The sequence below is a fragment of the Pantoea sp. PvP021 genome (assembly GCF_054056055.1).
Window position 1 is genome coordinate 1,229,746 of sequence record NZ_JBSRXX010000001.1, and the last position, 11,411, is coordinate 1,241,156.

The following is an 11,411-nucleotide window of genomic DNA, read 5'->3' on the forward strand; positions in this document are numbered from 1 at the left end:
CGGCGAATCGCCGGGATTAGCTAAAGGCGCAGAGACGGATATTTTTAGCCAATGAATAACAAGGAATTAGCCATTCGTTCAGCGCGTCAGAGACCAGCTTTGTAGCCGGGCTAACGACGGAACTGAAGTAGCCGAACTCGTTACCTGAAAAGTTTTCTGGCTATAGCAAATATTCTTACGGTTACTCTCTTGTTATTAATGGTACGCATTTCAGGCATCACCAACATACTACCCTGCCATGCTCATAAAATTTTACTTTAGTCAAAATTATGAATGCATTTTGCTTTAGTCGATATCGCACTCTCCTGCGCCAGCGTCTGTTTCAGGGGCTTCTCCAGGACATAAAAAAAGCCCCCTCATAAAGGAGGAGGCTTACCATTAATTAGCCAGCGTTATTGCTGTTGCTTAGTGCAGCTTCAGCCGGGGACGAATAACCCGGTTAATACTGCCGACCAGCATCATCAGACCGGTTTTGAAGTAGCCGTGCAGCGCAATCTGGTGCATACGGTAAAGCGAGATGTAGACAAAGCGCGCGATGCGCCCTTCCACCATCATTGAGCCACGCATCAGGTTGCCCATCAGGCTGCCGACTGTACTGAAGCGGGAGAGCGATACCAGCGAGCCATGATCTTTATAGACATAGGCTTTCAGCGGTTTACCGTCACGCTGCGCCAGAATGTTGTCCATGGCGCGTGAAGCCATCTGATGCGCTGACTGGGCGCGCGGTGGTACAAAACCGCCGCCCGGCAAGGCGCAGGAGGCGCAGTCGCCAATCGCGTAGATGTCATCGTCCAGCGTGGTTTGCAGCGTCTCTTTGACCACCAGCTGATTGATGCGGTTGGTTTCCAGTCCGCCAATCTCTTTCAGGAAGTCGGGTGCTTTAATCCCAGCCGCCCAGACCATCAGATCGGCTTCGATAAATTCACCGCCTTTGGTATTCAGGCCATTACGCTCGGCGCTGGTGACCATGGTCTGCGTCAGCACGCGAACGCCCAGCTTGGTCAGCTCCTGATGTGCCGCAGCAGAGATGCGTGGTGGCAGTGCAGGCAGGATACGTTCACCCGCTTCCACCAGCGTCACATTCAGCGCTTCGCGCCCCAGGCCTTTGAAGCCGTAGCTGTGCAGCTGTTTCACCGCGTTATGCAATTCAGCTGACAGCTCAACGCCTGTTGCCCCGCCGCCCACGATGGCGATGTTAACTTTCTCGACCCGGCCTTCGCTGGCGGAGAATTTCAGGAACAGGTTGAGCATTTCGTTATGGAAACGACGCGCCTGATGCGGATTATCCAGGAAGATGCAGTGATCTTTGACGCCCGGCGTACCGAAATCATTCGAGGTGCTGCCCAGCGCCATCACCAGCTGGTCGTAGGCCACTTCACGCTGTGGCACCAGCACTTCGCCCTGCGCATTCAGCACTTCGGCCAGGCGGATCACTTTTCGGGTGCGATCGATATCGGTAAGCGAACCCAGCTGGAACTCAAAACCGTGATTGCGGGCATGAGCCAGATAGCTCAATGCATCAATGCCTTCGTCCATTGAGCCGGTCGCCACTTCGTGCAGCAGCGGCTTCCACAAATGACTGTGGTTACGATCAACCAGGATAATCTCGGCCTTCTTTTTACGACCCAGTTTATGGCCCAGCTGCGTGGCCATTTCCAGGCCGCCCGCTCCCCCTCCGACAATAACAATTTTCTTAACAGACGTAGTCAACAAAGACCCCCTCAAATTGTGAACCAAAAGTTAACCAAAGGTTAAATTAAACCTTAAGAAACATAGGGTTGGCGAAGTTAAAATCGCAATCTGCTGGGAGAATAGCATGGCGGGAAGAGGAGAACATAAGAATATTGATATACATCAAAGCGGGAAAATAAAACTCAGATAATTACGTAATAAAAACAGGCACCTTGCGGTGCCTTTGCTGCTTAACCTAATGTTTTAAAAGCTTTTATCCGCTTAAGATGTGGGGATATATTTTTGAATTTGTGCCCTTCCGTCTCATCCCAGACAATTTCATAAAACGGATGCAGCTGGTCAGCAATGTGCTGGCTGTCGAGCGCCTCATCGTGACGGGAGAGAATGGCCAGACAGCGATCACGATTACGCTCACGAAAATCGCTGACGCACTTCGTTGCGATATCCTGATACTCCTCCGGCCGGTCAATCTTCCCTTCCATGTTCGCCTGCGGCGAGAGGTTGGGATTAAAAATCACCTGCCGGATGCCGCACAGAAATCCAATGCGCTCTGACCAGAAGCCGCCCAGTCCGACGCCGCAAATCAGCGGCCGGTCGTCGTCAGAAAGCGTCAGCATCTTATCGGTCTCTTTTAGCAGAAACTGCATGTCATGTTTGGGATGGCGGGTGCTGTAACTGATCAACCTGACGTCAGGATCGATAAATTGCAGTTGCAGCACTTTTTCGTGATTGCCCGGACTGTTGGAATCAAAACCGTGCAGATAGATGATCATGATAATCCTCAAGGTAGTGATAGCGCCGGGCAGTCACTGCTTACCACGACGCCTTATGAGCCAGCCAGCGTTCCTGAAGCGCACTCAGTTGCTGAGCATTGTTTTTCCAGCGATGCGTTCCCCGCAGTTCATCGCGGGTAAACCTGCCCTGATGATACAGCTGTGTAACCCGCTCTGACCCGACCGGGATCAGGTTATCCAGTACACTGATGGCACCCTGACGCTGATTGCAGACCAGAATCATGTCACAGCCCGCGGAAAGGGACTGCTGCGCCCGCTCAGGATAGCTGCCCATCACCGCAGCGCCCTCCATCGACAGATCGTCGGAGAAAATAATACCGTCAAAGCCCAGTTGCTCACGCAGCACGGTTTTAAGCCAGTATGGCGAACCACTGGCGGGCAGCGGATCAACTTCGGAGTAGATGACGTGTGCCGGCATGATGGCGTCCAGTGCCTGTTCGGTAATCAGCTTGCTGAAGATTGCCATGTCATGTTCACGCAGCGTCTTTTCGTCCCGCGGATCGCGTGGGGTCTCTTTATGCGAATCCGCACTCACCGCACCGTGACCCGGAAAATGTTTACCCGTAGTCTTCATGCCCGCCTCGTGCATCCCGGCAATAAAGCGGCGGGCGACGTCAAGGGCGATGGCCGGATCGGCATGGAAAGAACGGTCGCCAATCGCGGCGCTGATATGACCAATATCGAGTACCGGCGCAAAGCTGATATCAATATCCATGGCGATCATCTCGGCTGCCATTTGCCATCCCGCCTGTTGCGCCAGTTCACCGGCGGTATCCAGGTCGTGCAACGCAGCAAAAGATTGCATGGCAGGCAGTTGGGTGAAGCCGTCACGGAAACGCTGCACGCGACCGCCCTCCTGATCCACCGCCACTACCAGCCGGGTGTGAGAGGCGGCGCGGATCTGCCGCACCAGCTCAGCCAGCTGTGCGGGATCATGATAATTTCGGGCAAATAAAATTAAACCGCCCACCAGCGGATGCTGCAGGATGTCGCGCTCTTCGCCATCCAGTTCATAACCCTCGACGTCAAGCATCAGGGGGCCGGGTAAATCTGATCTCATATCATGAATCCTGTAGCGAAACGCACCTGCGTAACGCGATTAAATCTGTTCCCAGCTCTGTCGAGCCAGCTGTTGTAATGTGTCGTCGTCACGCTGACCGGCACGGAGCTGATACCAGCTGGCCATCAGCAACTGCAGCCAGGGCTGCCAGCGTCTGACCTGCTGCACCAGCGCGGTGAGCGGCAGCTGCATCGCCGCGGCATACTCAGCCAGCCACTCGGCCTGGTGCTGCGGATCGCTGGCACAGACAGCCGCCAGCTCCAGCGCCACGTCGCCATCGGCGGCATACTCCCAGTCGATCAGACGCAGACCTTCGGGACCTTGTATGACATTTCCGGCATGCAGATCCATGTGCAGCGGAGCCAGCCGCAGCGGCTGGGGTTCACCCTGCTGCGTCAGACGTCTGAGCGCCCACAACCAGCGGTGATGCCGCTGTGGAGTGAGCTGCCAGTAGCGCCATAACAGCGGCAACAACTGCAGACGATAGCCGGTCAGCGGCTGCTGATGCAGCTGCTGTAGCAGTGCCACGATCTGTGGACGCTGCTGGCTGAAACGGTGTTCATCCAGCGCTTCGCCTGCGCACCAGGTCAGGATAATCCCCTGACGATGGCCCGCCACGGGCTGCGGTGCCACTCCGCTGGCTTGCAGTTTGCGTAACAGACGGAATTCGCGCTGCCGATCCACAAACGGAATAACCGGTTGCGGTGCCGCCCGCGCGATAAAGGTTCCGCGCGGGCTGACAATCTTCTGGCTGTGCCCGGTCAGACCGGCAAGCGGGATAAAGGATGTCTTTTCTGGTTCGCCGGTGACCTGCTGAATCATCCGCTGGAAAGCGGGATTAATTCTGTGCAATGCCGTTGCCGGACCAGATGATCTCGCCTGTCTGGACCAGCATCAGTTGCATTTGCAGCGTCGGCGCTTTGACATCGCCACGCGCGTTGCTGTAGAGCACATACTGAGCGTTAACGTTACGCGCCAGGCCAATCGCTTTACTGCGCGAGTTCAGGCTGTCATCCGGCGATAATCCCAGCGTCTGCTTGGCCTGCGCCAGTTGGTCAGCAGAAACCAGGGTGAATTTGCCGTTGTTATTCAGCGCATTCTGGATAGCTGCCGTCGCTTTCTCGCTTTGCAGCGCACCGTTGGTGCTGTTTTTAACCCGATCCACCAGCAACACGCTGCCCGGCTCGGCGCTGGCGGCCTGTAACATCTGCGCCACCAGCGGCTGAACGCTGGCATCCCAGTTGATAGTAACCAGTTTCGGTGGCTGCGGCACAGGCTGCGGTTGCGGCACCGGTTCAGGTTGTGGAACGGGCTGCACCGGCTCCACAGGCTGGGTCGGTTCAACCGGTGCAGGCTGCTGCTGTTTCACGACACAGCCGGTCAGAATGAGCGCCATCAGTAGCGCTCCGGTACGATTAACACTGCGTATCACGTAGAAAATCCTTAAAGATAGAGATAAAGACGAACCTTGCTGGCCGTCAGGTTACCCAGTTGCGAAGTGGCGATAATGCTGCCCTGCGCCGGAACGGTAACGGTCTGCGCCGGTTCCTGCGGGGTGATTTCCAGCCCTTTGTCGTCATACCAGTAGTAACGATAGTGCACAACAACCGGTGTTTCGCGCTGATTATAGAGCACGCTGGTGGCACGCTTCAGTCCATCGTTCTCATCCAGCGTCGGTTCATCGGTAATGATCCCTGCCGACAACACAGAGGACTCCATCACCAGCGACTGTGACGTATTGATCATCGGTTTTTCACTGCTGCAGGCCGTCAGGCAGAGCAGGATCGGCAGGCCAGTCAGCCAGGATCGCATAGCACGCTTCCGTTATCAGGTCAGTTAGAGAGCATCGGTCCCAGCGGTTCACCGCCCAGCAGATGCATATGAATGTGATAAACCTCCTGACCACCATGTTGATTGCAGTTCACAATCAGACGATAACCATTTTGATCGATACCTTCCTGACGGGCGATTTTCGCCGCGGTAGTAAACATACGTCCCAGCGCATGCTCATGCGCCGCTTCCGCCTCGTTGACCGTTGGGATCAGCACATTCGGCACGATTAAAATATGGGTCGGCGCTTTGGGCGAAATGTCGCGGAAGGCAGTGACCAGCTCATCCTGATAAACCACATCAGCGGGGATTTCGCGGCGGATAATTTTACTAAAAATGGTTTCTTCTGCCATGGTGCAATTCCTTTAGCCTGAGTCTTAATCAATCAGTATGCGGGAGAAATTTGTTTTCTTTCAACCTCAGGACCACTTTTCTTGCATTGTTCGCCTGCCTTTGCAGCAGCACCCTCTCTCCGTAACCCGCACGCTGTTCAGAATGCTAACAACGCCCCTGCCACACCAGAAAATGAAACGCTGTTTTATAAATTAGAATTTCGCCACCCTTTTCTTTGTATGACTGCCACTTCAGCGCCAGCACTTGCCAAATTGCGAAGGTTTAGCCGCCCCGTCAGTTCTACTTTGCTAACCAGTCCGGGTGAGATGACCGGCGTCACCAGGGATAAACCGCCATAAACATCAAGGAGCATCAGACATGCGCTCACGTAAAATTGGTCTTGGCCACTATCTGGCCTACGGTTCCGGAGATTTTCTTGGAGCAGGCACCACGGCGCTGACCGCCGCCTGGTTGCTCTATTTTTACACCACCTTTTGTGGGTTAACCCCGATTCAGGCCACGCTGATCTTTGCCGCTGCCCGCGTGCTGGATGCGATAGTCAGTCCGCTGATGGGCTTTCTGACCGATAACTTCGGTTCGACCTGGCTGGGCAAACGCTTTGGCCGCCGCAAATTCTTTATCCTGCTCGGCATACCCTCTGTATTCAGTTATAGCCTGATGTGGCTCAGCGACATGAGTTTCTGGTGGTATCTCTGCACGTATCTGCTGTTTGATATCGTCTACACCATGATCCTGGTGCCGTATGAAACGCTGGTGCCGGAAATGACCGACGATTTCAAACAGAAAACCCGCTTCTCCGGTGCCCGCATCGGCCTGGCACAGCTGTCGGCCATTCTGGCTGCCTTTTTACCCGGTATTTTGCTGGGTATGCTGGGCAAAGATAATCCTCTCTCCTTCTTCTACGCCAGCCTGGTGTTTTCGGTAATCTGCGCGCTGGTGCTGACGCTGGTGTGGTGTTTTACCTGGGAGCGTCACCCCGATGACTTTTCCGCCGAGTCACGCCGTGCAGAACAGGAAAAGCAGCAGCTGACGCTGATGCAGAATCTCAAGCGGCTCTATGTCGAGCTGGCTTCAACCTTACGCATCCGCATCTTCCGCCAGCACCTTGGCATGTACCTCGGCGGCTATATCGCCCAGGATGTGTTTAACGCCGTCTTTACCTGGTATGTGGTATTTGTGCTGATGCAGAGCGCTCAGGTCGCCTCCAGCCTGATGGGCACCATGGCGGTGCTGCAGTTTATTGCCGTGATGGCGATGATTCCGCTCTGCATCCGCATGGGACCCGCGCCCGCCTACCGTCTGGTGGCCATATTGTTTGGCCTGGCGGCGCTCTCCTACGCTGGATTGTGGTATGCCGGAATGAACGACAACATGTCGCTGCTGTTGGTGATCTCTGCCCTGGCAGGCCTGGGACGTGGCGGCATCAACTATGTGCCGTGGAACACCTATACCTATATCGCCGATGTGGATGAGGTGATCACCGGACAGCGCCGTGAAGGAATTTTTGCCGGCATCATGACCCTGACGCGTAAAGCGTCGCAGGCTGGCGCAGTCATGCTGGTCGGTATCGTGCTGCAGCTCTCCGGCTTTGTCTCTGGACAGGCGACCCAGGTACCCGGCGTCAGCCACACTATCCTGGCGATTCTCAGCGTCGGTACCGTGGCCGTGCTGGCCTGCGGCTTTATCGTGTCACTGCGCTTTAAGCTTAATCTGCAGACCCACACTGTGCTGCGCCAGGAGACGCTGAAGATGCGCGACGCGGGCCGCATCGTGCCGGAAAGCATCACGCCGGAAGCACGCGGAATTGTAGAAACGCTGGCTGGCATGCCTTACGAAAATCTTTGGGGCAACAACAACATTGGCTTCCTTAATCGTAATAAGCCAGCGCCGGAAAAATTGTCCGCACATCCCACTTTAAACCCTTCTTTAAACCCGACCTTAAAACGACAGGAATAAACCATGACTGTATTTCCCGTTAAACACAGCAAATTATTGTGCCAGCCCGAGCATCTGTTGCCACGCAGCGAACTGGTACAGCTGATTCAAAAGCTGACACAGAATCTGGTTAACATCACCGATGAGACAGGCGAATTTTTATTACGGCTGGACGATGGCCGGGTGATTGATACCAAAGGCTGGGCGGGTTGGGAATGGACACACGGCATCGGTCTGTATGGCATGCTGCACTACTATCAGCAGACCGGTGACCAGCAGACGCTGGCCATTATTGATGAGTGGTTTACGCAGCGTCTGGAGGAAGGCACGCCGACCAAAAATGTGAATACCGTTTGTCCTTTTCTGACGCTGGCCTACCGTTACGAAGAGACCGGGAACCCGGCCTGGGTGCCGGTGCTGGAGCGCTGGGCAGAATGGGTCATGTATGAGATGCCGCGTACCGAACAGGGCGGCCTGCAGCACATTGTCTATAACAACGAAAACCCGCAGCAGCTCTGGGACGATACGCTGATGATGAGCGTAATGGCGCTGGCGAAAATTGGCCAGTTGCTGAAGCGCGATGAGTGGATTGAAGAAGCGAGTTATCAGTTCCTGCTGCACACCCAGTTTCTGATGGATCGCAAAACCGGCTTATGGTTCCACGGCTGGAACTTTGACGGCCGCCATAACTTTGCTGATGCACGCTGGGCGCGCGGTAACAGCTGGGTGACGATTGTCATTCCCGACTTCCTGGAGATGATGAACTGGCCTGAGCATCACGCTACCCGCCGTTTTCTGCAGCAGGTGCTGGAGACCCAGGTTAAAGCGCTCAGGGAGTGTCAGCACAGCAGCGGATTGTGGCACACCCTGCTTGATGATCCGCACAGCTACCCGGAAGCCTCCGCCACCGCCGGGTTTGCCTATGGCATTCTGAAAGGGGTTCGCAAGCGTTATCTGCCCGCGGAGTATCGCGAGGTGGCAGAAAAAGCGTTGCGCGGCGTGATTGCCAATATTGATGACGATGGCGAGTTAAAACAGGTCTCCTTTGGAACCGCAATGGGCAAGGATCTGGATTACTACCGCACGGTTCCTCTGACCTCGATGCCCTACGGCCAGGCGATGGCCCTGCTCTGCCTGACAGAGTATCTGCGCGTTTACCTCTGAATCCCGGCCAAAAAAAAGCCCCGCTAAGCGGGGCTTTTTCATCGCTGTAAATCATTACATGCTGCGGATGTAATCATCCATATCGGTTTTCAGGTTATCGGATTTAGTCCCGAAAATCGCCTGCACACCGGAACCGGCAACCACCACGCCACGGGCGCCGAGGTTTTTCAGTTCAGTCTGATCCACTTTCGCCACATCGGCGACGCTGACACGTAAACGGGTGATACAGGCATCCAGGTTGGTGATGTTCTCTTTACCACCAAACGCCGCCACCAGTTTGCCCGCCATCTCTGTACCAGTCGCGGTAGATTGCTCGCTGCTGCTGCTCTCTTCACGGCCAGGTGTTTTCAGATCCAGCTTCGCGATCAGTACACGGAATATGGTGTAGTAAACCAGACCATAGATGATACCAACAATCGGGAACAGCCAGATTTTACTGCTGTTGCCGCTCAGCACGATAAAGTCGATCAGACCGTGAGAGAAGCTGGTGCCATCACGCATCCCAAGCAGGATACAGATTGGGAATGCCAGACCCGCCAGCAGCGCATGGATCACATACAGGATTGGTGCCACGAACATGAATGAGAATTCAATCGGTTCGGTGATACCGGTCAGGAATGCGGTCAGCGCGGCGGAGATCATGATACCGCCCACTTTAGCGCGATTTTCAGGCTTCGCTGAATGCCAGATAGCAATCGCTGCCGCTGGCAGACCGTACATTTTGAACAGGAAGCCGCCAGAGAGTTTACCTGCGGTCGGGTCACCCGCCATATAGCGCGGGATATCACCGTGGAACACCTGACCTGCCGCATTGGTGTATTCACCGATCTGCATCTGGAAAGGAACGTTCCAGATGTGATGCAGACCAAATGGCACCAACGCACGTTCAATTACGCCATAAATACCAAAGGCGACAACCGGGTTTTGATAGGCTGCCCACTGCGAGAACTCCTGAATCGCGGAACCTATCGGTGGCCAGATAAAGGAGAGCAGCACGCCGAGAATGATAGCTGCCAGACCGGAAATAATCGGCACAAAACGCTTACCGGCAAAGAAGCCCAGATATTCTGGCAGCTTGATGCGGTAGAAGCGATTAAACATGTAAGCGGCGATGGAACCGGCGATAATACCGCCCAGCACCCCGGTGTCGGCGAGGTGTTTAGCCTCGATCTCCGCCGCAGGCAGATGCAGCACCAGCGGGGCAACCACCGCCATGGTTTTCACCATGATGCCATAGGCAACAACCGCTGCCAGCGCCGAAACGCCGTCATTATTGGTAAAGCCCAGCGCCACACCAATAGCGAAAATCAGCGGCATGTTGGCGAACACCGATCCACCCGCTTCTGCCATCACATGCGAAACCACTGCAGGTAACCAGCTGAAATTGGCTGAACCGACCCCTAACAAAATACCGGCAATCGGCAGAACCGATACCGGCAGCATCAGCGATTTACCGACCTTTTGAAGGTTGGCAAAAGCATTTTTGAACATAGCGTGAAGCTCCTGAGTAAGAGTGCATATTTGCGCAGTGCGCGTGGCAAAGAGGGAGGATTCTTTGCCGGGCTGGCGGTGACCGCCTTTTGATTTATTACGAAGGGTAAAATAATTCCCGATTTGTTACTTTGACGGGTATCACGTTTCGACAATCACAAGGGCGCACTTTACGAAATTTCTTACTGATCCGCACCAGTAATCGGCGATAAAAAGCTGACCCTGTCTGAAAAAACAGGGTCATATACGCAGGTTACAGATTAATTACAGAGGCTGAAATAATAGCTGATCAGGCGCCCAGCTGGCTCATCGGGATATGAAACAGCGTTGAGAAGTTTTGGGTTGTTGTGGCTGCCAGCGTTTCTAAATCCACCCCTTTTAGTACAGCCAGATATTCGGCAACATCGCGCGTATAAGCGGGCTGATTCTCTTTACCACGGAAAGGCACCGGGGCCAGATAAGGCGAATCCGTTTCCACCAGCATCCGATCCAGCGGCACATAGCGTGCGGCTTCACGTAACTGCTCGGCATTGCGGAATGTGACGATGCCGGAAAAAGAGATGTAGAAGCCCATATCCAGCAGTTTTGCTGCGGTGGGCTGATCCTCAGTGAAGCAGTGCAGCACGCCGCCGCAACGTTCAACCTGCTCTTCACGCAGAATCGCCAGCGTATCTTCGCGGGCATCACGGGTGTGAACAATGATCGGTTTGTTCAGCGCAATACCGGTACGGATATGTTCCCGGAACGAGCGCTGCTGCTGATCTTTTGTTTCTGGCTGATAGTGATAATCCAGCCCGGTTTCTCCCAGAGCCACCACCTGAGGATCGGCAGAGAGCCGACGAAACTCCTCAACATCATAGGCCTCTTCCTGATTCAGCGGATGCACACCGCAGGAGAGCGCTATATTTTTCCGTTCGCCGACCAGACTTTTAAGGGTATGAAAACCCGGCAGCGTGGTGGCGATTGCCAGCATAAATTTCACATCACGCGCCGCCGCTTTGGCGATCACATCATCCAGGTCACGATGGTTCTTTTCATAGTCCAGGCCATCAAGATGGCAATGGGAATCCACAATAAACATAATTACTCTC

General features: G+C 54.6%; 11 protein-coding genes. 2 read left to right on the forward strand and 9 right to left on the reverse strand.

Going from position 1 to position 11,411, the window contains the following annotated elements:
* Positions 1-405 precede the first annotated feature (405 nt).
* From ACVKSX_RS05620 to hinT, 7 genes are all read right to left on the reverse strand, one after another.
* A complete protein-coding gene (locus ACVKSX_RS05620; RefSeq protein ID WP_010246297.1) occupies positions 406-1,710 on the reverse strand; it encodes an NAD(P)/FAD-dependent oxidoreductase in 1,305 nt (434 codons plus the stop codon).
* Between the two features lie 212 nt (positions 1,711-1,922).
* Positions 1,923-2,465 carry an alpha/beta hydrolase YcfP gene (ycfP, locus tag ACVKSX_RS05625; protein ID WP_010246299.1) on the reverse strand — a complete coding sequence of 181 codons (543 nt, stop codon included), beginning with the start codon at positions 2,463-2,465 and terminating at the stop codon, positions 1,923-1,925.
* A gap of 40 nt (positions 2,466-2,505) precedes the next feature.
* Positions 2,506-3,546 carry a beta-N-acetylhexosaminidase gene (nagZ, locus tag ACVKSX_RS05630; RefSeq protein ID WP_022625859.1) on the reverse strand — a complete coding sequence of 347 codons (1,041 nt, stop codon included), beginning with the start codon at positions 3,544-3,546 and terminating at the stop codon, positions 2,506-2,508.
* Between the two features lie 39 nt (positions 3,547-3,585).
* Entirely contained in the window at positions 3,586-4,368 is a 783-nt protein-coding gene (thiK, locus tag ACVKSX_RS05635) for a thiamine kinase (protein WP_064690121.1), read from the reverse strand.
* Positions 4,369-4,384: 16 nt separating this feature from the next.
* On the reverse strand, positions 4,385-4,978 hold the full coding sequence (gene lpoB, locus ACVKSX_RS05640) for a penicillin-binding protein activator LpoB (protein ID WP_022625861.1): 594 nt from the start codon (positions 4,976-4,978) through the stop codon (positions 4,385-4,387).
* Between the two features lie 11 nt (positions 4,979-4,989).
* Positions 4,990-5,358 (reverse strand): YcfL family protein, encoded by a 369-nt coding sequence (locus ACVKSX_RS05645; RefSeq protein ID WP_010246307.1) that lies wholly within the window; start codon positions 5,356-5,358, stop codon positions 4,990-4,992.
* 20 nt (positions 5,359-5,378) lie between these two features.
* Positions 5,379-5,729, reverse strand: a complete 351-nt coding sequence (gene hinT / locus ACVKSX_RS05650) for a purine nucleoside phosphoramidase (protein ID WP_009090851.1) — start codon at positions 5,727-5,729, stop codon at positions 5,379-5,381.
* 358 nt (positions 5,730-6,087) lie between these two features.
* On the opposite strand from hinT, the gene ACVKSX_RS05655 reads away from it, so the two are divergent.
* Both ACVKSX_RS05655 and bglB read left to right on the forward strand, forming a co-directional pair.
* Positions 6,088-7,686, forward strand: a complete 1,599-nt coding sequence (locus tag ACVKSX_RS05655; RefSeq protein WP_022625862.1) for an MFS transporter — start codon at positions 6,088-6,090, stop codon at positions 7,684-7,686.
* A 3-nt stretch (positions 7,687-7,689) separates the two neighbouring features.
* On the forward strand, positions 7,690-8,829 hold the full coding sequence (gene bglB / locus ACVKSX_RS05660) for a beta-galactosidase BglB (RefSeq protein WP_010246314.1): 1,140 nt from the start codon (positions 7,690-7,692) through the stop codon (positions 8,827-8,829).
* Positions 8,830-8,883: 54 nt separating this feature from the next.
* Here the strand turns inward: bglB and ptsG are convergent, their stop codons facing one another.
* Both ptsG and ACVKSX_RS05670 read right to left on the reverse strand, forming a co-directional pair.
* Positions 8,884-10,320 (reverse strand): PTS glucose transporter subunit IIBC, encoded by a 1,437-nt coding sequence (gene ptsG / locus ACVKSX_RS05665; protein ID WP_010669858.1) that lies wholly within the window; start codon positions 10,318-10,320, stop codon positions 8,884-8,886.
* 289 nt (positions 10,321-10,609) lie between these two features.
* Positions 10,610-11,401 carry a metal-dependent hydrolase gene (locus ACVKSX_RS05670; protein WP_033757273.1) on the reverse strand — a complete coding sequence of 264 codons (792 nt, stop codon included), beginning with the start codon at positions 11,399-11,401 and terminating at the stop codon, positions 10,610-10,612.
* Positions 11,402-11,411: the final 10 nt, after the last annotated feature.